18 protein-coding genes and 1 pseudogene are annotated in these 23,899 nt (G+C 72.2%); 9 read left to right on the top strand and 10 right to left on the bottom strand.

The window, feature by feature from the left end; translation table 11 throughout:
* Positions 1–8: 8 nt before the first annotated feature.
* Genes Adu01nite_RS28595 through Adu01nite_RS28550 form a run of 10 tightly spaced genes read right to left on the bottom strand, consistent with a single transcriptional unit; the run spans position 9 to position 10,148 of the window.
* The gene (locus Adu01nite_RS28595) at positions 9–1,391 is read right to left on the bottom strand and encodes an aminotransferase class V-fold PLP-dependent enzyme (protein WP_203731146.1); all 1,383 of its coding nucleotides are present in this window, start codon (positions 1,389–1,391) and stop codon (positions 9–11) included.
* Complete coding sequence (locus Adu01nite_RS28590; protein WP_203731260.1) at positions 1,384–3,063, bottom strand: ATP-binding cassette domain-containing protein; 1,680 nt, start codon at positions 3,061–3,063, stop codon at positions 1,384–1,386. The genes Adu01nite_RS28595 and Adu01nite_RS28590 overlap by 8 nt, the downstream gene beginning before the upstream one ends.
* A 29-nt stretch (positions 3,064–3,092) precedes the next feature.
* Positions 3,093–4,655, bottom strand: coding sequence for a phytoene desaturase family protein (locus tag Adu01nite_RS28585; RefSeq protein WP_203731144.1), 1,563 nt, complete (start codon positions 4,653–4,655; stop codon positions 3,093–3,095).
* A complete protein-coding gene (locus Adu01nite_RS28580; protein ID WP_203731142.1) occupies positions 4,652–5,752 on the bottom strand; it encodes a glycosyltransferase family 2 protein in 1,101 nt (366 codons plus the stop codon). The genes Adu01nite_RS28585 and Adu01nite_RS28580 overlap by 4 nt, the downstream gene beginning before the upstream one ends.
* A 58-nt stretch (positions 5,753–5,810) precedes the next feature.
* Positions 5,811–6,611, bottom strand: a complete 801-nt coding sequence (locus Adu01nite_RS28575; protein WP_203731140.1) for a carotenoid biosynthesis protein — start codon at positions 6,609–6,611, stop codon at positions 5,811–5,813.
* The gene (locus Adu01nite_RS28570) at positions 6,598–7,176 is read right to left on the bottom strand and encodes a GNAT family N-acetyltransferase (RefSeq protein WP_203731138.1); all 579 of its coding nucleotides are present in this window, start codon (positions 7,174–7,176) and stop codon (positions 6,598–6,600) included. Before Adu01nite_RS28570 ends, Adu01nite_RS28575 begins: the two co-directional genes overlap by 14 nt.
* Complete coding sequence (locus tag Adu01nite_RS28565; RefSeq protein WP_203731136.1) at positions 7,173–7,841, bottom strand: monooxygenase; 669 nt, start codon at positions 7,839–7,841, stop codon at positions 7,173–7,175. Before Adu01nite_RS28565 ends, Adu01nite_RS28570 begins: the two co-directional genes overlap by 4 nt.
* A 6-nt stretch (positions 7,842–7,847) precedes the next feature.
* Positions 7,848–8,321, bottom strand: a complete 474-nt coding sequence (locus tag Adu01nite_RS28560) for a YbaK/EbsC family protein (RefSeq protein ID WP_203731135.1) — start codon at positions 8,319–8,321, stop codon at positions 7,848–7,850.
* A gap of 5 nt (positions 8,322–8,326) precedes the next feature.
* Complete coding sequence (locus Adu01nite_RS28555) at positions 8,327–9,328, bottom strand: aldo/keto reductase (RefSeq protein WP_203731133.1); 1,002 nt, start codon at positions 9,326–9,328, stop codon at positions 8,327–8,329.
* 7 nt (positions 9,329–9,335) lie between these two features.
* Positions 9,336–10,148: an SDR family NAD(P)-dependent oxidoreductase gene (locus Adu01nite_RS28550; RefSeq protein ID WP_203731131.1), complete on the bottom strand. Its 813-nt coding sequence runs from the start codon at positions 10,146–10,148 to the stop codon at positions 9,336–9,338.
* Between the two features lie 39 nt (positions 10,149–10,187).
* Here Adu01nite_RS28550 and Adu01nite_RS28545 point away from each other — a divergent pair, with 39 nt between their 5' ends.
* The 9 genes and pseudogenes from Adu01nite_RS28545 (at position 10,188) to Adu01nite_RS28505 (ending at position 23,823) form a co-directional block, all read left to right on the top strand.
* Positions 10,188–12,137, top strand: coding sequence for an APC family permease (locus Adu01nite_RS28545; RefSeq protein ID WP_203731129.1), 1,950 nt, complete (start codon positions 10,188–10,190; stop codon positions 12,135–12,137).
* 57 nt (positions 12,138–12,194) lie between these two features.
* Positions 12,195–13,304, top strand: a complete 1,110-nt coding sequence (locus tag Adu01nite_RS28540; protein WP_203731127.1) for an acyltransferase family protein — start codon at positions 12,195–12,197, stop codon at positions 13,302–13,304.
* 393 nt (positions 13,305–13,697) lie between these two features.
* A complete protein-coding gene (locus tag Adu01nite_RS28535; RefSeq protein ID WP_239132762.1) occupies positions 13,698–14,198 on the top strand; it encodes an SAV_6107 family HEPN domain-containing protein in 501 nt (166 codons plus the stop codon).
* 308 nt (positions 14,199–14,506) lie between these two features.
* Positions 14,507–15,313 (top strand): annotated as a pseudogene (imuA', locus tag Adu01nite_RS28530) (DnaE2-dependent mutagenesis accessory factor ImuA'); the annotation flags it as partial.
* 430 nt (positions 15,314–15,743) lie between these two features.
* Complete coding sequence (locus tag Adu01nite_RS28525; protein ID WP_307836656.1) at positions 15,744–17,840, top strand: DNA polymerase Y family protein; 2,097 nt, start codon at positions 15,744–15,746, stop codon at positions 17,838–17,840.
* A gap of 155 nt (positions 17,841–17,995) precedes the next feature.
* Positions 17,996–21,394, top strand: coding sequence for an error-prone DNA polymerase (locus Adu01nite_RS28520; protein ID WP_203731123.1), 3,399 nt, complete (start codon positions 17,996–17,998; stop codon positions 21,392–21,394).
* A gap of 85 nt (positions 21,395–21,479) precedes the next feature.
* Positions 21,480–21,869 carry an SSI family serine proteinase inhibitor gene (locus tag Adu01nite_RS28515; RefSeq protein ID WP_203731121.1) on the top strand — a complete coding sequence of 130 codons (390 nt, stop codon included), beginning with the start codon at positions 21,480–21,482 and terminating at the stop codon, positions 21,867–21,869.
* An 11-nt stretch (positions 21,870–21,880) separates the two neighbouring features.
* Positions 21,881–22,666, top strand: coding sequence for a methyltransferase domain-containing protein (locus tag Adu01nite_RS28510; protein WP_203731119.1), 786 nt, complete (start codon positions 21,881–21,883; stop codon positions 22,664–22,666).
* Positions 22,663–23,823 (top strand): alkaline phosphatase family protein, encoded by a 1,161-nt coding sequence (locus Adu01nite_RS28505; protein ID WP_203731117.1) that lies wholly within the window; start codon positions 22,663–22,665, stop codon positions 23,821–23,823. The genes Adu01nite_RS28510 and Adu01nite_RS28505 overlap by 4 nt, the downstream gene beginning before the upstream one ends.
* Positions 23,824–23,899: the final 76 nt, after the last annotated feature.

The following is a 23,899-nucleotide window of genomic DNA, read 5'->3' as shown; positions in this document are numbered from 1 at the left end:
GATAGTCGTCAGCAGCGCAACCGGGGGGCCAGCCCGGCGGCGTCGGCGGTGCGGTCGAGGTAGGTGGCGGTCAGGAAGTCGAGCAGCCGCCGCACGTCGCCGAAGGTGGACGCGACACCGAACGACACCCGGACCGCGCCGCCGCTGGGCAGGCCGATCATGGTCAGGTATTCGTCGATCGTGCGGACTCCCCAGCGGGCCGAGCCGCGTAGCTGACGACGGCCGATCGCGAACGCGCCCTCGCCGGCGCCCGGATTGCAGAAGCAGCCGGTGCGCAGCGACAGCCCCTCGGCCGCGGCCTCGGTCGCGACCAGGCGTTCGTCGACGATCCGGCCGTCCGGGTCGAGCAGGTTGAAGGTGACCGTGCCGCCGCGACCGTCCAGACCGGACGGGCCGTAGATCCGGGCCAGCGGAGCGCCGTTGGCGTGCCGCAGGCCGGCCAGCCGCTCCAGCAGCCGGCCGGTGAGCGCGCGCACCCGGTCCCGGATCAGCTCGGGGCCGATCCCGGTCAGCCAGGACAGGCCGAACTCGACGTCCGGGATGTGCAGGAAGTTGAGGGTGCCGTCCTCGAACGCGGTCTCGTCCGGGGCCAGCTGGTGCCACTCGGTGCCGACGCTGACCGCGGCGATCGTGCCGCCGGCGAACCACGGGCGGCGCAGCCGGGCGAGCGTGTCGCGCCGGGCGACCAGGCAGCCCACCCCGGTCGGGTAGCCGAGCACCTTGTACCAGCTGATCGGCACGAAGTCCGGTTTCACCCGGCTCAGGTCGAGCGGGTTGGCCGGCAGGTAGGCGGCCACGTCGAGGAGTACGTCGTACCCGGCGTCGTGGGCTTTTTCCACCCACTCGAGCGGATGCTGCACGCCGGTGAAGTTGCTCTGCGCCGGAAAGGCGAACAGCCCCCGCCGCCGGCGCAGGGCGCTGTCCACCGTCGCGTCGGCGATCCGCAGGTCGGGCGGGGCGAGCGGGATGTAGCGGCGGCGGCCCCCGGCCCGGCGGGCGAACTCGCGGATGCCGTTGACCGAGTTGTGGTTGTCGAACGTCATCACCAGGTCGCGGCCCCGGCCGAACGGGTACGCCTCACCGACCAGCCGGCACGCCCCCGACGCGTTGGGCGTGAAGATCACCGCGTATTCGGCCGGGTCGGCGTTCAGGAAGCGCAGGACCGCGCGCCGGGCCGACTCGACCAGCTCGGTCGAGGCCGCCGACGCCGGGTTCGCCGAGTGCGGATTGCCGAACGCCCGCGATGCGAGCCGCTCGTGGTGGGCGCGGAGCTGGGCCTGGGCGTACACCCCGGCGCCGGTGTAGTCGAGATAGACCTCGCCGTTGTGGTCGAGGTGGGCGTACTCGGTTGCGCGCAGTTCGTCGAGCCGGGAGGTGTCGAGCTCAGCCACGTCGTCGCCCGCAGCGTCGCCGCAGCACCAGCACCGCGGCCGCCAGGAAGAACAGCGTCATGCCGCCGAGGATCAGCCAGTTCTGCCACGGCTCGCGGGCGAACGAGTCGCCGTAGTTGGCCAGCAGCGGCGGCCCGAGCGGCGAACCGCCGTCCCGCCACAGCGCCTCCAGGCCGGCCGTGTGCCCGAGCGCCTCGAACGACCAGCGGTTCGACATCGCGTAGCTGAGCGCGCGGCCGACCGGGGCCATCACCGGGACCGGCAGGATCGCGCCGACGAACAGCACCTGCGGGAAGCACAGCATCGGCAGCAGCAGGCTGGCCTGGGCCACGTCGGAGACGCTCGCCGAGCAGAGCAGGCCGAGCGCGAGCGCGCAGGCCGAGGCGAGCAGAGCGGTCAGGTAGATCGCGGCGAAGTCGCCGGCGGCCAGCGGCGGGAGCCGGTCCAGGCCGCGGAGCGCGGCCAGCAGCAGCAGGTCGACGGCGGCCAGCGGGGGCAGCAGAAGGGCGACCTTGGCGGCCAGGTAGGGGCCGAGACGCAGGCCGGCGAACACCTCGCGGCGCAGGATCGGCAGCTCGGCGCAGATCTGCAGCAGGCCGTAGGTGAGCCCGAAGAAGAAGACCCCGAACGCGATCCAGAACAGGATCATCACGGTGGTGGCCGGATCGGGGCGGGCCGGGTCGAACGCGCCCGCCCGGAACAGCATGAGGAACATCGCCAGGATCACCAGCGGCGAGCCGATCAGAATCGCCAGGGTGAGCCGGTTGGCCCCGAGAATCTCAAGATTGCGTCGGCTGAGCAGAGCGGTCTGGCTCAGCCATCCAGAGATTTTCGGGGGTACGGCGGGGAATGCGTCCACTTTGTCCGCAGCGACGGCCGTCTCGCCCGTGTTATCCCCGGCGGTGGCGGATGGCGGCCACGCCGGCGCGTCCGTGAGCCGGCCGTAGACGCCGGCCACGTCGTCGGCGCCGAAGTGCGCGGGAGCGTCCGCGGGCGGTCCCGCGAACACCAGGCGACCGCCCGGAGCCAGCACCACGACCGTGTCGCAGCGGTCGACGTCGGCCGGGTTGTGCGTGGTCAGCACGACCGGCACCCCATCGGCGGCCAGCGCACGCAGCAGCGTCAGCAGCTCGGCCGCGGTGGCCGGGTCGAGCCCCGAGGTGGGCTCGTCGAGAAAGAGGGCACGCGGCCGGGCGAGCAGCTCGACCGCGATGCCGGCCCGCTTGCGCTCACCACCGCTGAGGCTGCCCACCCGGGTGTCGCCCCGCCCGGTCAGGCCCAGCACCGCGAGAACCTCGGCGACCCGCTCCGCGACCGCGGCCCCGGACGTGCCGGCCGGCAGCCGCAGCCGGGCCGCGTAGCGCAGCGTCCGGGCGAGCGGCAACTCCTGGTGGATGATGTCGTCCTGCGGCACGTAGCCGATCGCCGCGTCCGGAGCCGGCCGGCCATCGTGCCGCACCGCGCCGCTGGTGGGCCGGCGCACTCCGGCCAGGGTTTCCAGCAGGGTGGTCTTGCCGGCACCGCTGGCCCCGATGATCGCGACCAGCTCACCCGGCCGCACGGTCAGGGAGACATCGTCGAGCAGGCGGCGCCCACCGCGGGCGACCTGACCGAGGCCGGTGGCCTCGATCGGCAGGCCGGGCCGGAGGGCAGCGCGCGGATCGTCCACCATCGGCACGCCCGCCACGCTAGCCGATCGGCTCAAGCCGGCGAATATTTACCGATCTCGTCGGCCACGATCTTCGCGGACAGCGTGACCATCGGCAGCCCACCCCCCGGATGCACCGAGCCGCCCACCAGGAACAGGTTGTCGACCGGCCCCCGGTTGGCCGGCCGCATCAGCCCACCCGAGGTGCCGTAGATGGCACCGCCGGGAGCCGCCGCGGCATCGGCAAGATCGGCCGGCGTGCGAATCTCGGCAAAGATCAGCCGATCCCGAACATCAAGCCCGCGACGAGCAAGAGCATCAAGAACATGCTTCCCGTACGCCTCGGCCAGCCCCGCCCGCCGCCAGTCGACCGCCGACCAGTCAGTGCCGTGCCGAGGCGCATTGACCAGCACAAACCAGGCCTCGGTGCCGGGCGGGTGAACCGCGGGATCGTCGGCCCGGGTCACAAAGATGGTGGGATCACCGGCCGGCCCCGCCCGACGGGAGGCCGAGCCGAAGATCGCGTTGAACTCGGCGTCGTACCAGCTGGGAAAGAAAACGTTGTGGTGAGCCAGCTCGGGAGTTTCCCCACGGATGCCGAGCAGCATGACAAAGCCGGCCAGGCTGCGATCGGTGAGCGCGGCCAGCCGCCCCGGGGTGGGCAGCAGGTCGCGATAGAGGGCAAGAGCATCCACATCAGACACGACGATGTCGGCGTCGATCCGCCTGCCTGAACCCCCGGCGCCGGTGGCCCGCTCACCCAAGATCGCGGCGCTGGCCTGTCCGCCCGGATCCGCGGCGCCGGTGGCCTGCCCGCCCGGGATCTCGGCGGCGGTCGCCTGGCCTCCCCGAATCGCGACGCCGGTGGCTCGGCCTTCGGCCGTCAGGATGGCGGTCACCGGGGAGTTGGTGACGATTCGGGCGCCCAGTTCGGTGCAGCGGTCGACCATCGCGGTGCCGAGCGTGCCCAGGCCGCCAGGTAGGTACCAGCCGCCGAAGTGCAGCTCGGCGTAGGGGATCGCGGCCAGGGCGGCGGGCGCGCGCCGCGGGTCGGCGCCGGTGTAGGTGGCGTAGCGATCCAGCAGCATCCGCAGCCGCGGGTCGCGCAGGTAGCGCAGGCTCAGGTCGCGCAGGGTGCGGCCGGGGGCGATCGCGGCCAGGTCGGTCAGGCGCCAGGAGAGCGAGGCCAGCGACGCCGGGGTGACCGGGCGTTGCAGCACCGACCGCCACGAGGCCTGCCAGATCCGCTCGGCCCGGCGCCAGAAGCGGTTCCAGTCGGCGGCCGCACCGGCACCGAGCGCATCGGCGATCCGCTCCAGGAAGACCTCGTGCACCGACGAGGAGTCGAGGACCGCGCCGCCGGGGAAGAAATGCCGGACGACCGGGTCGAGCGGCTGCAACTCGGGCAGCCGCAGACCGAGGTCGGCGAAAACCTGCGGCAGCGTGAGCAGGCTGGGCCCGGTGTCGAAGCGAAAGCCGTCCCGCTCATGGACGGCCAGCTTGCCGCCGACGCCCGCCGACCGCTCGTGGACCTCAACGTCATGCCCGGCCGAAGCCAGCCGAATCGCCGCCGCCAGCCCACCGACCCCGGCCCCGACCACCACGATCCGACTCACACCGGCCTCCCTCGCCAGGTCAGGGCGCCCTGGCGGCGCAGGCGGAACGAGCGGGCTATCAGCCGGGCGAACAGGATGATCGAGATCGGGTGGGCCAGGGCCGCGGGCCATGCCTTGGCGCCGGTGGCGGCGGCCGTGATGACACGGCCGGTTACGCCCAGCAGGTAGGCGCACAGGGTGACTACCGCGAGTGCGCCTGAGCCGGTGACGGCCAGTATCGGCGTGGCCGCGGCCGGAAGCGCGTACAGAAAAAGGAGAAAAGCCACGACGGTGCTTGCCGCCGGCGCTGAGCCGAAACTCGCCCAGAGGGATTTGGTGTAGCCGGCGGTCAGTTCCGGCCAGGTGGAATACATGTGGCAGGTGGCGGCGGCGGAGCCGTCGGCCAGGGCGATCCGGCCGCCGGATCGCTTGATCCGGCGGGCCAGGGCGATGTCCTCGAGGACCTCGGTGCGGACCGCGGCATGGCCGCCGGCCCGGCGGTAACCCTCCGCGTCGATCATCAGCCACTGGCCGCCGGCCGCCGCGAGCGACGGGCGCGGTGACCGCTCCATCGCGCGGAGCGGGAGAAACGTCAGCCAGGACCACTGCAGGAGGGGTTGGATCAGGGCGCTTCCGGCGCCGACGATCCTGGGGTAGGGCGAGAGCAGGGTCACCCGGAGTTCGCGCATCGTCGTCACGGCCTGGGCGATCGCGTCCGGCTCCAGGACCACGTCCGCGTCCACAAAGGCCAATATATCGGCGTTTTTGGTGGCGTCGGCGAGCTGCTGGCAGGCATGTGGTTTGCCCAGCCAGCCGGGCGGCAGGCCGGCGCCGGTGAGCAGCGAGACCTTGTCGCCGGCGATCGCTCGGACCACCTCGGCGGTGCCGTCCGTCGAACCGTCGTCGAGGACGTGGATGGTCAGGCCGGGGACGCCGCGCTGGGCCAGCAGCGCTTCCAAGCAGGGCGTGACCCGCGACGCCTCGTCACGCAGCGGAAGCAGCACGGCGACACGTTCGGTGGTGGTCACCGGCGTCCGCGGGAGGCGGCGGAGAAGGACGGCGTTCACGGCGGTGTGCGCGGTCAGGGCCAGCCACGGCAGCAGGATCAGCCAGATCATGGCTACACCCGGACCCGGCGCCGGGGGCTGATCAGGCGGGCGCCGATCAGGTGGCAGGTCATGGTTGCGCCCGGATCCGGCGACGGCGGCCGATCAGATGGGGACGGATCAGGTGGGCGGCCAGCGGGAGCACGGCGGCGCCCATGACTACGGCACCCCAGGCGGCGGAGGCCGGGAGGCCCAGGAAGACCGCGTGGGCGAGCACTGACGAAGCGTACGTCCAGAACCAGAGCGTGATGATCGGCGCGTCACCCTCGGTGGGGATTTCGACGGCCCGGCCGCCCGCGTAGGCCAGGGCGGCCATCAGGAGCAGGGCGAAACCCAGCCAGCCCAGGTAGTTGCCGACCGGGATGCCGGGCACGCCGGGCAGCGCGGGAGTGGGGGAGTGCCATCGCCAGTAACCCTCGGCGACCATCTGCGGGTCGAGGAAGAGGTCCCAGGCGGCCAGCCCGAGCCCGGCCAGCGCGATCCGCACCGCCGGCCGTTTTGTCAGATGTGTCGCGGCGACCCAGGCCGGCCACGCCATCCAGGTCCAGGCCAGCGGGATGATCAGCGGAACATCCAGCAGCTTCGGTCCGAGCTCGCCCGAATAGTCGTAGGTGCCGAACGGGAAGCCGGTCGCGACGCCGATCGCCTCCACCGCGAAACCGCCCACGGTGGCCGTGCCGACCAGCGCGGCGCCCGCCCGCGGACCCCGGGTGACCAGAGCGTGCGTGACCGACATCGCGTAGCCGAGCAGGACGGTCGCGACGGTGAGCCCGGCGCGGGTGCCGCCGCCGGTCAGCGGATAGCAGATCTGCGCCAGAACCAGGACGACGAGTAGCGCCCATGGCCAGCGGATGCGGTTAAATGCCGACAATGCCGGGTGCGTCCTCGGCGGGCCGCTCCACCAGCGGCAACCCGCGGCCCAGGATCGCGAACGCCCGCTCGTCACCCGGGAACATGAACTCGCGCAGCACGTCGGTGAAACCGAACCGGCGATAGAGCCGCCAGGCCCGGGACTTCTTCTCGTCGGCCTCCGGCGTGGACAGCAGCACCGTCTTGCCGTCGGCCATCGCGAGCAGCGCGCGCAGCTGGCGGGCGCCGACGCCGTGCCCCTGCGCGGCCGGCCGGACGTGCAGCTCGACGACCTCGAAGCAGTTGCTCAGCCAGTGCTCGCGGGACGGCTCGTCGAGAGCGGACCGCACCTGGTCGTGCCACCACTGGCCGGGCCCGGACGCGTAGCCGTAGCCGAAACCGGCGAGCCGGCCGTCGGTGGTCAGGGTCGCCACCGCCCGGAAACCGGCCCGTCGCACGTGGGCGCCGATGTAGCCGCGCCGGGTCTGCAGCAGCTCCTGGCGGTAGCCCATCGCCTCGCCGTAGACGGTCACCACGTCGTCCAGGCGGCGGAGCAGGTCGTCCGGCTGCCACGCAACGAGCCTCATACCTCAGTCTGCCCCTCTTCCAGCCAGCCCAGCACCGCGCGATCGCCGGTGATCCGGTCGACCGCGAACCGTGCGAACAGCTCCTCGGCATACCACCGGGCGGCCGGGGTTCGTGCGATCACGGCGCGGTGCTCCGGCTGACGGTACGCGAAGCGGGTCAGGTCTGCCGCATCCCGCCACACGCTGACCGTGCCCTGCCAGCCGATCGGCGCCTCGCCCATGCCGAACCGGGCGAGCAGGCCGGGAGCGGCGTGCAGCTCGCGGGCCACCGGCGGGACGGCCCGCCAGAACGTCAGCGCCGCCCGCGGCCGCAGCCGGGCCCGGGTCAGGGCGAGGACCATGCCGTCGCTCCTGCCGGGCTTCGGATCGCCGAACGGTTTGCGGCCCGACCACGTGCCCCGGCTGGTCAGCGGGGTGAGGTCGACCCGGGCCCGGGCGACGGCCAGGCGGTCCCAGCCGGGCAGCTCGATCGGGTCGTCGCTGACGGTCACCGCCGCATACCGGGTCAGATCGGCATCGCCGGGGCCGAAACTCGTACCCGTACCCGTCCCCAGGAATTTCGCGAAGCGGACGTTCTTGACCGTCAGCCAAGACAGCGGGATGCGCAGCATGGCCGCGCCGACCCGGCGCCCGGGCACCCGCCAGACGTGCAGCGTGACCGGCATGGGCCGTCAGGCCACCTCGGCCGGCGTGCCCGCGGTGACCCGGACCAGCTCGGCGTAGGTGATCGGGAAGACCGCGCGCGGGACCCCGCCGGCCGCCCAGATCACCGCATATTGCTCCAGAGCGGTGTCGACGAGCGTGCGCACCGGCTTGGGATGACCCAGCGGGGCGACGCCGCCGATCGGCTGGCCGGTGTGCTCGCGGACGAACTCCGGCGTGGCCCGGCGCAGCTTGGCGATGCCGTGCCCGGCGGCCAGCCTGGCCGTGTCCACCCGGTGCGCACCCGAGGTCAGCACCAGCAGCGGCTCGCCGTCCGCGTCGAAGATCAGCGAGTTCGCGATCTGGCCGGTCTCGACCCCGAGGGCCTCGGCCGCCGCGGCCGCGGTGTGCACGGCGTCGTCCAGCACGACCACCTGGATGCCGTGCGCGCCGGCCGCGTCCAGGGCATCCCGGACCGCGACCACGTTGGGGTGTTTTTCCATGTCGCTCATTCTTTCCCGATCATGCCCTTGCCGAAGACCCACGGCGCAATGCCGTTGATGAAGTCGTGCGGGAAACCCAGGCTGAAGTCGGTCGCCGCGGCCAGCGCGCCGACCTGCTCGGCGGTCAGCGTCACGTCGACCGCGCCGAGGTTGTCGGTGAGCTGGGCGAGCGAGCGGGCACCGATGATCGGGACGATCGCCGCCGAGCGGGCGGCGGTCCAGGCGATCGCCACCTGCGACGGGGTGGCGCCGACCTCGTCGGCGACCTTCTGCACGGCGGCCGCGGCGGCGAACTGCCGCTCGTCGATGTTCTCCGGTTTGTGCCGGCCGGTGACCGACTTGTCGGTGTATTTGCCGGAGAGGATGCCGCCGGCCAGCGGGCTCCAGGCGGTGACCGCGAGGCCGAGCGACTCGGCCATCGGCAGCAGCTCGCGCTCGATGTCGCGGTCGATCACGTTGTAGGGCATCTGCAGCGCCGTGAACGGCGACCATCCGCGCAGCTCGGCGAGGGTCTGGCCGCGCGCGATCACCCAGGCCGGCGCATCCGAGATGCCGACATAAAGCACCTTTCCGGAGCGTACGGCATCGTCGAGCGCCCGCATCGTCTCCTCGATCGGGGTGCCCGAATCCCACACGTGCACCCAGTAGATGTCGAGGTAGTCGGTGCGCAGCCGGCGCAGGCTGGTCTCCAGCGAGGCACGCAGGTTCTTCCGGGCGTTGCCGCCGGCGTTCGCGTCGTCCGGGTTGCGGGTCGCCGTGTATTTGCTGGACAGCACGAACGACTCGCGGCGGCCGGCCAGCAGCTCGCCGAGGATCTGCTCGCTCTGCCCGTCCCGGTAGTTGATCGCGGTGTCGACGGTGTTGCCGCCGGCCTCCGCATACGCGTCGAGGATCTTGCGGCACTCCTCGATCGGCGCGCCGACGCCACCCTGCTCGCCGAAGGTCATCGCACCGAGGATCAACTCCGACACACGAAGGCCGCTCGGGCCGAGAGTCCGGTATCTCATCCCGGTTTTATATCCCCACGGCGTCTTCGCTCGCTGCCCATAATTTGGCCGATGCGACCGGGTCGGCCGCGTGTGAAGCTGGCTTCTTCACGTCGTGCCCCACGTAGTAACCGCCGTCGACCAGATCCTCCTTGGGCGCGGTGGCCAGCCAGACCAGCAGCGCACCGGCCTTCTCCGGGGTGACCAGGAACGGCGCGAACCGGTAGAACAGCCGGGTCAGGGTGCCGTCGCCGAAGTTGGTGCGGACCACCCCCGGATGGAAGCTCACGCTGGTGATGTCCGGCCAGCGGCGGGCCGCCTCGGCCGCGAAGAGAATGTTCGCCGACTTGGCACCGCCGTACGTCCGGAAGGCTTTGTAGGTTTTCTCGTCGCCGGCGAAGTTGGCCGGGTCGGGGCGGCCGGACCGATGCGCGTCCGAGGCGGTGCTGACCACCCGGCCGCCGGCCAGCCGCTCGCGCAGCAGGTTGGTGAGCAGGAAGGGGCCCAGATGATTGCCCTGGATGGTGGCTTCGTAGCCGTCCTCGGTCCGCCGGTGACCGGCGATCATGCCGCCCGCGTTGTCGGCCAGGACATCGATCTTCGGGTACGTGTCGAGCAGGTGCGCGGCCAGCTCCCGGACCTGCTTGAGCGATTCGAAATCAGCCCGGAACTGCCCCGGTTCACGCCCGTTGCCCGCCTGCCGTACCTTCGCGACGGCGGCAGCGAGTCGCTCGGGGTTGCGCCCGACGACGACCACCTGATCGCCCTGCGCGGCCAGTTGTTCGGCGGCGGCCAGGCCCACGCCGGAGCTGGCACCTGTGATGACTACTGTCCGGTCCATGGGTGCATCCTGGCACCTGAACTCACGATCGGGGAGCGGATGAGCACCGAGATCAACGTGCCGGCGGTGGTGGACAGCCCGGTCCATCCGCACGTGCCGCAACACGCGCTGAGCCGCTGGCTGCTCGCCCACCAGGTGCAGCCGGTCGGCCCGGAGGCGGCCCGGACCGATCATGAGCAGCCCTGGTGGAAGGTCATGTGCCTGACCGGGGTCGACTACTTCTCCACACTGTCCTATCTGCCGGCCATCGCGGCCCTCGCCGCCGGTGCGCTCTCGCCGCTCGCGACGCTGCTGATCGTGGCGCTGACCCTGTTCGGCATGCTGCCGATGTACCGGCGGGTGGCCCAGGAGAGCCCGCACGGGCAGGGCTCGGTGGCGATGCTCGAACACCTGCTGCCGTTCTGGCGGGGCAAGCTGTTCGTGCTGGTTCTGCTCGGGTTCGTGTGCACCTCGTGGATCATCACGATCACCCTGTCGGCCGCGGATGCCACCGTCCATATGACGGAAAATCCGTATCTGCCGAGTTTCCTGCACGGTCACGCCGTACTCATCACCGTGGTTCTGCTCCTGGTTCTCGGTTTTGTCTTTCTGCTCGGCTTCAGCGAAGCCGTCGGCGTGGCGATCCCGCTGGTCGCGGTGTTCCTGCTGCTCAACGCGGTGATCACGGTGGTCGGCCTGGTCGACGTCTTCACCACGCCGGGCGCCTTCTCCGCCTGGACCTCCTCGCTCACCTCGTCGCACGGCAATTTCCTCGGACCGGCGATTCTCGCTTTCCCGGCGCTGGTGCTCGGCCTGTCCGGCTTCGAGACCGGGGTCAGCATGATGCCGCTGATCAAGGCGGCCACCATGGAGGAACGGGTCCGCAACACCCGCAAACTGCTCACCACGGCCGCGCTGATCATGAGCGTCTACCTGATCGCCACGTCGTTCGTGACGACCGTGCTGATCCCGGCGGACGAGTTCCAGCCCGGCGGCGCGGCGAACGGCCGGGCCCTCGCCTTCCTGGCGCACGAGAAGCTCGGCGAGGTCTTCGGCACCGCCTACGACATCAGCAGCGTCCTCATCCTCTGGTTCGCGGGCGCCTCGGCGATGGCCGGCCTGATCAACATCGTGCCGCGCTACCTGCCCGGTTACGGCATGGCGCCGGAGTGGGGCCGGGCCGTCCGCCCGGTCGTGCTGGTCTACACCGTGATCAGCATCGGCATCACGATCGCCTTCGGGGCCGACGTCAACGCGCAGGCCGGTGCCTATGCGACCGGCATCCTGGCGATGATGGTCTCCGGCGCGGTCGCGGTCACGATCTCCGCCTGGCGGGCGCAACACCGGCGAGCCGCCGCCGGCTTCGCGATCCTCACCCTCATTTTGCTGTACGCCCTGGGCGACAACATCATCGAGAAGCCGGACGGCATCGCGATCTCCGCCGTGTTCGTCGCCGGGATCATCCTGGTCTCGCTAATCTCCCGGGTCAGCCGCACCACCGAGCTGCGGGCCGAGCGGATCGAGTTCGACGAGGTCGCGCGCACCTACATCGCCGACTCCATCGCCAACGACGGCGAGCTCGACATCGTCGCCAACCGGCGGGAGGCCGGCGACTCGGCCGAGTACGCGCACAAGGAGGACGAGCAGCGCCGGATGAACCCGGTGCCGGGTCGCAACGACATCCTCTTCCTCGAGGTCGCGGTGGCCGACCCGTCCGAGTTCAGCGAGGTGCTCCAGGTGCACGGCGCCGACGTCGGCGGCCACCGGGTGCTGCGGGTGCAGAGCCCGGCCGCGCCGAACGCGATCGCCGCGGTGCTGCTCGCCCTGCGGGACGCCACCGGCGTCCGCCCGCACTGCTATTTCGCCTGGGCCGAGGGCAGCCCGCTGGTCCACCTGTTCCGCTACCTGCTGCTCGGCCGCGGCGACACGGCCCCGGTGGTCCGCGAGATCATCCGCAAGACCGAACCCGACATCGAACGCCGCCCGGTGATCCACGTCGGCGGCGTCTGACTTTCTTACGTATCGATTAACATCCCTGAAACTTCAAATTCGGGGGTGTACGTGTCGGTGTCCGGCCGTGATCGGTATTTCGACTTCTTGCGGGCGCTGGCGCTGATCCGGGTGGTGCTGCACCACTCGTTCATGTCCGTGGTCGCCCTGCAGCTCGCCTTCCCGGCGATGGGGGTGATGTTCGCGCTCGGCGGGTCGCTCATGGCCAGGTCGGTGGACCGGGACGCCGGGCGCGCGGTGCGTAACCGCCTGCGCCGGCTGCTGCCCGCGGTCTGGCTGATGGGCCTGATCCTGGTGCCGCTGATGTTCTACCGTGGCTGGCCGGACCGGCCCGGATGGTCGTCGCTGCTGCTCTGGGCCGTGCCGGTGGGGCTGCCGCCGGCCAGCGAATTCGGCGAGCACCTGGGGGCCGGCGTGCTCTGGTACATCTACACGTACGTCTGGCTCGTGCTTCTCTCGCCGTGGCTGCTGCGTCTCTATCGCTTGTGGAATCTCCCGGCCGTGCTGCTGCCGTTCGTCTGCCTGCTGCTGCTCTTCGGCTACCAGGGGATCTTCAGCGTCGAGGTCTTCTGGGTGCTGCAGAACATCTTCACGTACGGGACGTTCTGGGTGCTGGGCATCGCGCACCGCGAGGGTGATCTCGCCCGGCTGCGCGCGCCGGTCGTGCTCGGCGTGGCGGTGGCCTGCGTCGCCGGCGCGTCGGCCTGGGCGTGGCGGCATCCGGTCGACGGCGAGTTCGCCCCGCACGCGCTGCCGATCGCGTGGCCGGTCTACATGTTCGGGTTCGTGCTCGTGCTGCTCCGCTGGGCGCCGCCGATGGGGTGGATGGACCGGCTCCGGCCGGTCGGCGGGTTCGTCTCGCTGGTCAACAACCGGGCGGTGACCATCTACCTGTGGCACGTCGCGGCCCTGGTGGTCGCCGTGCACCTCTGCGAACCGCTCGGGGCGGGCTCGGCGCCGGCCTGGGGCGCGCCCTGGCCGGGCGTCTCGTCCCACTGGCCGGCCGCGCTGGCCGGCCTGGCCGTGATGTCGGCCCTGCTGGGCGTGGCGGTGCTCGCGTTCGGCTGGGTGGAGGACCTGGCCGCCCGGCGCCGGCCGAGGCTTTCGCCGTTCGTCTCGCGGCGCCCGCCCGCGGTCGTGCCGGCGCCTTCGCCGGTGTCCACCTGAGGGGTTGCATTTTTGTCGTACAGCAGTGCTAGTCTTCTCCGTAGTTAGAACGGATGTTCGAAAGCCTCTTCTTTGAAGGCTCCGAGCGCTCGCTCTGACGCCGGGAGCGATGTTTCGCGGCACGGCCCCCGGGTGCGGCACCCGCGAAGTGCTGCACATGAGGTTCCGGGCATTCGCGGGTCCGGTGCCCTCAAGACAAGGCAGGACCGCCGTCCGTCACCCCCCGACCCCCGGGAGGCGGGCGGCGGACCCGCCGCCAGTTCCGGCCGGGTGCGGTGTGGGGAAGCTTCGCACCCGGCCGGTTCGCCCCCCAAGGGCAGCTGCGTCTTCCTCCGCAGCGGATTCGGTTCGACCCCGGCACGTCGGATGCGAGATACGCGAGGAGAACGACCTATGGCGAGCAATACGGCGCCGGGCCTTCGGCAGGTTCCCGGCTTGGCGCACGCGCCGACCGCGGCCGTCCAGACGGAGGCCCCCACGGTCCCGGCGCACATGCTGCCGCACCGCACCCCGGCCCAGCTGCTGGTGATAGCCCGGCAGGGCCTGACCGAGGCGGCCCTGACCCGCCCCGACGGCCTCCGCTACGCCGCGGCCCACCTGGCCGCCCTGCGAGCCGCCGCCGCGATCCTCGCGGCCCGCGCCCGCCCCGCCGCCCCCACCCGCCGAAGCCGGGTGACCAGCGTCTGGTCCCTGCTGGTGCTGGTGGCCCCCGAGTTCGGCGACTGGGCAAGCTATTTCGCCCTGGGCGCCACCAAACGAGCAGCCGCCGAGGCCGGCATCCCGAGGGTGGTAAGCCCCCGAGAGGCCGACGACCTGTTGCGAGCAGCCGAACAGTTCGTAGCGGTCGTCGAGTCCTCCCTGGGCGTGAGCTACCAGCCACCCCTGGCCGCCTGACCACCCATTCTTTTCGCGCCGCATCAGGCCGGCCGCTGCATGGTCGGCCGACTCGATCCGAGCAGGCTGCCCGGTAACCAAAGACGCTGACGGCCGAGGCGGCCCGGGCCGCCAGGCTCCTGCGGCCTGCCCGCTGCGGACGAGCGATCCACGTTACCGGCGTTGGCCGGCTGGTTCGGCTTGGCCGGCCGTCCGCGTCGGCGGTCGGTGAGTAGTTGACCGCCGCGCTGGGGGCGGCTGTTCGGCCTGGTAGGGCCCGTCTGATCTGCGGACGGGTGGGAACACTGGTGACACGGAGCGGGGCAACGATGGCGGGACGCATGATCAACGGTGCGGCCGCCCTCGCGGAGCTGATCCGGACGGCGGGGGAGACCGATGAACCGGGCGTGCACCGGGTGTTGCCGGTGGCGCCCGAGCTGAGCGGTCTGCTGCCCGGCCGTGGGCTGCGCCGGGGGAGCACCGTCTCGGTCGCCACCGGGCGCGCGGCGCCGGCCGGCGGCGGCACGTCGCTGATGCTCGCGCTGCTGGCCGAGGCATCGCGGGCCGGTTCCTGGTGCGCGGTGGTCGGGGTGCCGGCCCTGGGCGCGCTCGCCGCTCAGGAGAGCGGCATCGTCCTGGAACGACTCGCGCTCGTGCCCAACCCCGGCCCCGACTGGCCCACCGTGGTGGCCGCGCTGATCGACGGCGTCGACGTGGTGGTCACCGCCGTGCCCGGCCCGATAGCCGCGACCGTGGCCGGCCGGCTCGCCGCCCGGGCCCGGCAGCGGGGCTGTGTGCTGGTGCCGTTCGGCCAGTGGGACGGCGCTGACGTGACGCTGCGCGTCACCGAGGGCCGCTGGGAGGGTTTGGGCGCCGGCCGGGGCCGGCTGCGCCGCCGCAAGGTGACGGTCCTGGCCCGGGGCCGGGGCGCCGCCGCCCGCCCGAAGGAAATAACCATGTGGATGCCGGGCGTAACCCTCCGCCCGTCCACCATCCCACCCCCACCCACCAGAACCACCACCCCCGAACCCCCCACCACAACCACCCCCGAGCCAACGCCCACCCCCGCCCTGCGCGCCGTCCCGTCACCGGCTTTGCGCGCCGTTCCCACTCCCGCCTTGCGCGCCGTCCCGGCCTCCGGCCTGCGCGCTGTCTCGATCCTCGGCCTGCGAGCCGTCTCTGCTCCCGGCTCGCGCATGATCCGGTTTCCGTCCGTTCCGCCTTACCTGGCGGTTTCGCTTGGCCGGCCGGTTTCGCCTGGCCTGGCGGCTTCGCTTGGCCGGACGGTTTCGCCTGGCCGGCCGGTTTCGCCTGGCCTGGCGGTTTCGCTTGGCCGGCCGGTTTCGCCTGGCCTGGCGGTTTCGCCTGGCCGGCCGGTTTCGCCTGGCCGGACGGTTTCGCCTGGCCGGACGGTTTCGCCTGGCCGGACGGTTTCGCCTGGCCTGGCGGCTTCGGTTGGCCGGCCGGCTTCGCCTTACCCGATCGCTTCGCCCTGCTGGACGACGGCGGCGGAAGCAGAAGCCTGGTGGGAGCCGCCGGCTGGGGCGGTGGTCTGACGTGGGTGAGGTGCGGACGCTGCTGGTGTGGTGTCCGGATTGGCCGGTGACGGCGGCGGAGATCGTTGACGGGGTGCCGGCGGCCGGGCCGGTGGCCGTGCTGCGGGAGAACCGGGTGATCGCCTGTTCGGAGGCGGCGCGGCAGGACGGCGTGCGCCGAGGGCTTCGGCGGCGGGAAGCGCAGAGCCGGTCACCGCGGCTTGTTGTTGTTGATCATGATCCGGGGCGGGATGCCCGGGCCTTCGAGCCGGTTGTGGCCGCGGTCGAAGAAGTCGCGGTGGGGGTCGAGGTGATCCGGCCGGGGGCCTGTGCGCTGGCCGCTCGCGGCCCGGCCCGGTATTTCGGCGGTGAGGAAGCCGCGGCCGAGCGGATCGTCGAGCAGATCGCCGAGGTCTGCGCGGTGGAGAGTCAGGTCGGGATCGCGGACGGAGTGTTCGCGGCGGGGCTCGCGGCCCGCGACGGCCGGGTGCTCGGTGACGGGGAGACCGTCGCGTTCCTGGCCGGCATGCCGATCAGCGCGCTGGAGCGGCCGGAGCTGGTCGACCTGCTCAAACGCCTGGGGGTGAAGACGCTCGGCGACTTCGCGGCGCTGCCGGCCGGGGATGTGCTGACCCGGTTCGGGTTCGACGGCGCGCTCGCGCATCGGCTCGCCTCGGGCCGCGACCACCGTCCGCTCGCGGTCCGGCAGCCGCCCCTGGACCTGGACGTCGCCGACACCTACGACGAACCGCTGGACCGGGTCGACGTGGCCGCGTTCGCCGGGAAGAATCTGGCCGAGCGCCTGCACGACCGGCTGGCTGCGCACGGCTTGGCCTGCACCCGGCTCGGCATCGAGGCGGTCACCGCGGACGGCCAGGAGCTGCACCGGGTGTGGCGGCACGACGGCACCCTGACCGCGGCCGCCATCGCCGAACGGGTCCGCTGGCAACTCGACGGCTGGCTCACCGGCGCCCGTCGCGGCGCCCCGGCCCGTCCGACGGCCGGTCTGGTGCGGCTGCGCCTGATCCCCGACGGCGTCCTGGTCCATCTCGGACTCCAACCGGGCCTGTGGGGCGACGCCGGCGCCGACCGTGAGCGGGCCCACCGGGCCTTCAGCCGGGTGCAGGGACTGCTGGGCCCGGAGTCCCTGGTGACACCGATCCCGACCGGCGGCCGCTCCGCCGACGACCAGATTCGCCTGATCCCCTGGGGCGACGAACGGGACCCGCACCACCCCACCGCCCCGCACCACGACCCCATCCCGGATCTGACCACCGTCCCGCTGCAGACCTACGCCGAGGCCACCCCGCTGCCCACACTTTCCCTGGTCCCCGCCCTCCCCGAAGATCCGGAGACGGAGAACCCCGAGACCCAAGACCCAGGCGTTCCGGCGCCGCCGCTTCCTGGCGTACGCCCGGAGCCCGCCGACGCCGACGCCGAAGTGATCGAGCTGTCGTCCCGCCGGCCCGCTCCCGCCGCGGAACAGGAGGGCCTCGCAACGGTCTCCCACCTGCCGGTTTCGTCGCGCACAGGTAAGCGCGGGGGTAAGGAGGAAGGTCCCGCCCAGGGCAGCCCCGCGCCGATTCGAGGCCTCGAGGAGGCGGCACCGGCCGCCGGCCCGGCCGGGACCGGAGCCGGCCGGGACAGTGCGGAATCGGCGAGCCCGGCCGTCGAGCCGGCCCCGGCCGGAGCCGGCCGGGACAGTGCGGAATCCGTGAGCCCGCCCGCTGGGCTCACGGTGGTGACCGTTCCGCCGGGGCGGCGTAAAGGCGGGCAGGCGGCCGCGCCCGTGGTCGGGTTGCCGCCGTGGCCGGGCCGGCTGCCGAAACCCTCGCCCGCGGTGGTGCCGTTGCATCCGCTGGCCGCGGTGGTGCTCGACGAGAGCGGCACCCCGGTCGGCGTCAGCGCCCGCCTGGAGCTGACCGGCGAGCCGGCCGCCCTGGTGGTGGAGCGCGGCGGCCCGATCGAGATCAGCGGGTGGGCCGGCCCGTGGCCGGTCGACGAACGCTGGTGGGCAGCCGGCGAGAGTCGGCGGCGGGCGAGATTTCAGGTGGCGCTGACCGACGGCCGGGCGCTGCTGCTGGCCTTGGCCGGCGGCCACTGGGCGGTGGAGGCCATCTATGACTGAGGGCGGGGCTGTGGCTGAGGGCTGGGCTGTGGCTGGGGGCCGGGCTGTGGCTGAGGGCCGGGCTACGGCTGAGGGGCGATCTATGACCGAGATGGCGGCACGACGGAGCCGCCGGTGGCCGGCGTGGCCGGCATCGGCACCGGCAGGGGGCGGGTATGGGCTTTCACAACCCGCGTAAGTCCTGGTCGGAGCTGGAGCAGGAGCTCACCGGCCGGCCGGTGAAACCGCCGCCGCCGGAGGAGGGCACCCACCGGATCGGCGAGCAGCGGCGGCAGCCGTTCACCGTGGATCCGCTGGCGGTGGACGCGGACGGCGGGGATTCGCCGGCCTGGAGCCGGAAACGGCAGCCCTACCAGGCGCCGGCGCTGGTGCGCGCCACCGAGACCGCCGTCCCCTACGCCGAGCTGCACTGTCACACCAACTTCAGCTTCCTCGACGGGGCCAGTCACCCGGAGGAACTCGCCGAGGAGGCGGCGCGGCTGGGGCTCACCGGGCTGGCCGTCACCGATCACGACGGGTTCTACGGCGTGGTCCGGTTTTCCGAGGCGGCGGCGAACCTGCGGCTGCCGACCGTCTTCGGGGCGGAGCTCTCGCTCGGCCTGACCAGGCCGCAGAACGGCGAGCCCGATCCGGCCGGCCGGCATCTGCTGGTGCTGGCCCGGGACGCGGCGGGCTACGCCGCGCTGGGCCGGACCATCGGCGAGGCCCAGCTCGCGGGGGCCGAGAAGGGCAAACCGGACTACGGCTCGGTGGAGCGGATCGCCGAGACGCTGGCGGGGCACGTGCTGGTGCTGACCGGCTGCCGTAAGGGGCTGGTCCCGGACGCCCTCGCCACCGGCGGGGTCGGGCCGGCGGCCGGCGAGTTGGACCGGCTGGTCGAGCTGTTCGGCGCCGGGAACGTGGTGGTCGAGCTGACCGACCACGGTCACCCCTACGACGACGACCGCAACGACGTGCTCCACCAGCTCGCCCGCAGCCGCCGGTTGAGCGCGGTCGCCACCAACAACGTGCACTACGCGACCCCGGCCCGGCGCCGGCTCGCCACCACCGTGGCCGCGGTCCGGGCCCGGCGCAGCCTCGACGAGATCGACGGCTGGCTGCCCGCGGCCGGCACCGCCCACCTGCGCAGCGGCGCCGAGATGGCGCGCCGGTTCGCCGCCTACCCGGGGGTGGTCGAACGGGCCGCGGAGCTGGGCGCCGAGATCGCCTTCGACCTGCAGCTGGTCGCGCCGCAGCTGCCGGCCTTCCCGATCCCGGAGGCGGGGCACACCGAGATGAGCTGGCTGCGCGAGCTGACCATGCGCGGCGCCCGGGCCCGCTACGGGACGCGGGAGGAGATGCCGGAGGTCTACGCGAAGCTCGAGTACGAGTTGCGGATGATCGAAGAGCTCGACTTCCCGGGATATTTCCTGATCGTCTACGACATCGTCCGGTTCTGCCGGGAGGCGGACATCTACTGCCAGGGGCGCGGCTCGGCGGCGAACTCGGCGGTCTGCTTCGCCCTCTACATCACCAATGTGGACGCCTTCGAGTACGACCTGGTCTTCGAGCGGTTCCTGGCGCCGGAACGGGACGGGCCGCCGGACATCGACGTGGACATCGAGTCGGACCGGCGCGAGGAGGTCATCCAGTACGTCTACCGCAGGCACGGCCGCCGGCACACCGCACAGGTCGCCAACGTCATCTCCTACCGGCCGCGGTCAGCCGTACGGGATGTGGCAAAGGCTTTTGGGTTTTCGCCCGGTCAGCAGGACGCGTGGAGCAAGCAGATCGACCGCTGGGGGAGTGTCGCCACGGTCGATGTCGAGGACATCCCCGAGCAGGTGGTGGCGTACGCGAACGAGCTGCAGACGTTCCCGCGGCACCTCGGCATCCACTCCGGCGGCATGGTGATCTGCGACCGTCCGGTGAGCGAGGTGTGCCCGGTCGAGTGGGGCCGGATGCCGGGGCGGACCGTGCTGCAGTGGGACAAGGACGACTGCGCCGCGATCAACCTGGTCAAGTTCGACCTGCTGGGCCTGGGCATGCTGTCGGCGCTGCACTACGCGTTCGACATGATCGAGTCCAAACTCGACTTCACCAACATCCGGCCGTCCGATCCGTACGTCTACGAGATGTTGTGCAAGGCCGACTCGGTCGGGGTGTTCCAGGTGGAGAGCCGGGCCCAGATGGCGACCCTGCCCCGGCTCAAGCCGCAGGTCTTCTACGACCTGGTGGTCGAGGTGGCGCTGATCCGGCCGGGACCGATCCAGGGCGGTTCGGTCCATCCGTACATCCGCCGCAAGAACGGCCTGGAGAAATGGGAGATGCCGCACCCGACGATGGCCCGGGCCCTGGAGAAGACGCTGGGCGTGCCGCTCTTCCAGGAGCAGTTGATGCAGCTCGCGATGGACTCGGCCGGATTCACCCCGCTGGAGGCGGACAAGCTGCGCCGGGCGATGGGCTCGAAGCGGTCGGTGCGGCTCATGGAGGAGATGCGCGAGCGTCTCTACCAGGGGATGGCGGCCAACGGGATCGGCGGCGAGCTGGCCGACGACCTGTATGTGAAGTTGTGCGCGTTCGCGAACTACGGCTTCCCGGAGAGCCACGCGATCAGCTTCGCGTACCTGGTCTACGTCAGTGCCTGGCTCAAGCGCTACCACCCGGCGGCGTTCTGCGCGGCGCTGCTGAACGCGCAGCCGATGGGCTTCTACTCGCCGCAGTCGCTGGTCGACGACGCCCGCCGGCACGGGGTGGAGGTGCGCCGGCCGGACATCAACCTCAGCGACGCCGCCGCCGTCCTGGAGCAGGAGCCGGACGGCAAGAAGAAGGCCGGTGCGGACGAGCCGCCGCAGGCGTGGGGGCTGGGCGGGCCGGCCGTCCGGCAGGGGCTGGCGAGTGTCCGCACGATCGGGACGGAGTTGGCCGAGGCGATCGAGGCGGAGCGGCGGGCGAATGGGCCGTATCGCAGCATGACCGACCTTTCCCGGCGTACCGGATGTGGAACTTCGCATGTGGAAGCTCTCGCCACCGCTGATGCCTTCGCCGGTTTCGGGCTTTCCCGCCGGGAGGCGCTCTGGGCCGCCGGGGCGGCCGCGCAGGACCGGCCGGACCGGTTGCCGGGGACGGTGACCGGGACCGACGCGCCGATGCTGCCCGGGATGAACGAGGTGGATCGGCTGGTCGCGGACGTGTGGGCGACCGGGCTGTCGCCGGAGGCGCATCCGGCGCAGTTCCTGCGGGAGGAGTTCGAGCGGGTGGGGGCGTTGCGGATCGCGCAGCTCGGGGTGGTGGAGGCGGGGACCCGGATCCGGGTGGGCGGGATCGTCACCCATCGGCAGCGGCCGGCGACCGCGGGCGGGGTGACGTTCGTGAACCTGGAGGACGAGACCGGGATGCTGAATGTGACCTGCTCACCGGGGTTGTGGCAGCGGTATCGGCGGGTGGCGCGGACCAGTTCGGCGCTGATCGTTCGCGGGCGCCTGGAGAAGGCCGAGGGGGTGCTCAACCTGGTCGCGGATCGGCTCGACGCGGCCACCCCGCCGGTCACGCCGGCATCCCGCGACTTCCGGTGATCGGTCGGTATTCTGCCGCTTTGCTGAAAAAGAACCTTTGGTGGCGTACGCAGTAAAAGTCACCAAAAGCGGGAGAGAGCTCACCATGATCAACACCGTCCTGGCCCTGGCGGCGTCAGCCGCGCTCGTTGCCGGCGGAGCGGCGGATGGTCCGCGGGACCACCCGGGCGGCTATGGGAGCTCGAAGCTGACGCTGAGTTACATGGCGGATTCCGGGTTCGCCGATGCGGTCAAGCTCGAATGCGACCCGGCCGGCGGTGGGCACCCGCATCCCGACCTTGCCTGTGCGGAGTTGGCGCTGGTCGATGGGCAGGTCGACCGGATCGAGCCGGCCCGGAACGCCTGCTTCCTGATCTACGCGCCGGTGACCGCCGAGATCACCGGCGACTGGCGCGGCGTTCCGGTCACGTGGAGTCACAAATTCGGCAACATGTGCGAGATGCGCCGCGCGACGGGTGCCCTTTTCGATTTCTGAGCCGCTGGGCGATGCCGGTAACCGGTGGCGCAGGCCGATACGCTGCCCGTGTGGAAACCGCATCGACGCGCACGGCCCGACCGCTCGTCCCCGCCCGCACCGCCGCCGTCTGGGCGGTGCTGCGCCGTGAGCTGGAACGAAACGAGGGACGCGAGCTGACCGTCCTCGACGTCGGGGGCGGCACCGGTGGCTTCGCCGTGCCGCTCGCCCAGTCGGGACACACCGTCACCGTCGTCGACGCCAGCCCCGACGCGCTCGCCGCCCTCACCCGCCGGGCCGCCGACGCCGGGGTGGCCGCGCGGGTGCGCGCCGTGCAGGGCGACGGCGACGCGCTCGCCGGCCTGGTCGAACCGGGCAGCGTCGACCTGATCCTCTGCCACTCGGTGCTCGAGGTCGTCGACCAGCCGGCCGACGTGGTCGCCGCGATCGTGGCGGCGCTGCGCCCCGGCGGCGCGGTCAGCGTGCTGGTGGCGAGCCGGGCCGCGGCCGTCCTCGGGCGAGCCATCAACGGCCATCTGCGGTCGGCGCTGGCGCTGGTCAACGACGAGGACGGGCATGCCGGCGCGCGCGACACGCTGCGCCGCCGCTACGACGCGGAGACCGCCGGGGCTCTCCTGCGCTCGGCGGGCCTCGAGGTCGAGGAGATCCATGGCGTACGCGTTCTGACCGATCTCCTGCCGGCCACCGTCGTCGAGGAGGACCCGCAGGCCCTGCTCGACCTCGAGCTGGCGCTGTCGGCCCGGCCGCCGTTCCGCGACATCGCCTCCCAGCTGCACCTCTTCGCCCGCCGCCGATGATCCCCGACGACCGGCTGCCGGCCTCGGCCTTCGCGACCGTCCGGCCCGCCTACGGGTCGGGGAGCCTCGCCGACCTGATGCCCAGCGTCTGCGCGGTGCTGGGGGTGCCCGGGGCGGTCGACGTCCTCGGGCTCGCGGCGCCGCTCGACGGGGTCGACCGGGTCGCGGTGCTGCTGGTGGACGGCCTCGGCGCGTACCAGTTGCCGGTCGCCGCCCCGCACGCCCCGGTCCTCGCCGACCTGGCGGCCGGTTCGCGGACGCTGACCGCCGGCTTCCCGTCGACCACCCCGGTCAGCCTGGTCACCGTGGGCACCGGCGCGCTGCCCGGCGCGCACGGCGTGCTCGGCTTCACCGTGCGGCAGCCGGACGGCTCGATCCTCAACCACATCCACTGGGACGACATCCCCGATCCGCGCAGCTGGCAGCCGGTGCCGACGACCTTCGAGCGGGCGGTGGCGGCCGGCGTGCCGGTCACCGTCGTCAGCCGGCCGGAGTACGCCGGGACCGGGCTGAGCGTCTCCGCGAACCGCGGTGCGACGTTCGCCGGCGCCGCGAACCCCGGCGAGTTGGCCGCCGAGATGCTCGCCGCGCTGTCGGCCGGCCCCGGCATCGTCTACGGCTACCACCCCGACCTGGACAAGGCCGGGCACGAGGACGGCGTCGACGCGGACAGCTGGCGATCGGCGGCCGCCGACGTGAACACGCTGCTGGACCGCCTGGTCCACGGCCTGCCGGCCCGGTCGGCGCTGCTGGTCGTGGCCGACCACGGTCAGCTCAACGTCCCGCTCACCGGCCGTTTCGACATGGCCGCCATTCCGGAGTTGTCGGCCGGGGTGGCGACGGTGGCCGGTGAGCCGCGGGTCCGCTACCTCTATCCGGCCCCCGGCGCCCAGGCCGACGTGATCGCCGCCTGGCAGGGCGTGCTCGGCCCCGCCGCCTCCGTCCTGACCAGAGAAGAGGCGATCGCCGAGGGCTGGTTCGGCCCGGTCCCCGCCGACCACCTGGGCCGGATCGGCGAGATCGTGGTGATCTGCCGCGACCGCGCGGTCATCCTGGCCGGCCACGTGGAGCCCTCGATCATCGGCAAGCTGATCGCCTACCACGGCGCCCTCACCGCCGCCGAGATGACGATCCCCTTGCTGATCGCCCGCAGCTGATCGCCCGCAGCTGATCGCCCGCAGCTGATCGCCCGCAGCTGATCGCCCGCAGCTGATCGCCCGCAGCTGATCGCCC

This window comes from Paractinoplanes durhamensis (assembly GCF_016862175.1).
GTDB classification, from domain to species: domain Bacteria; phylum Actinomycetota; class Actinomycetes; order Mycobacteriales; family Micromonosporaceae; genus Actinoplanes; species Actinoplanes durhamensis.
This window is presented reverse-complemented; position numbering and strand designations above follow the sequence as displayed.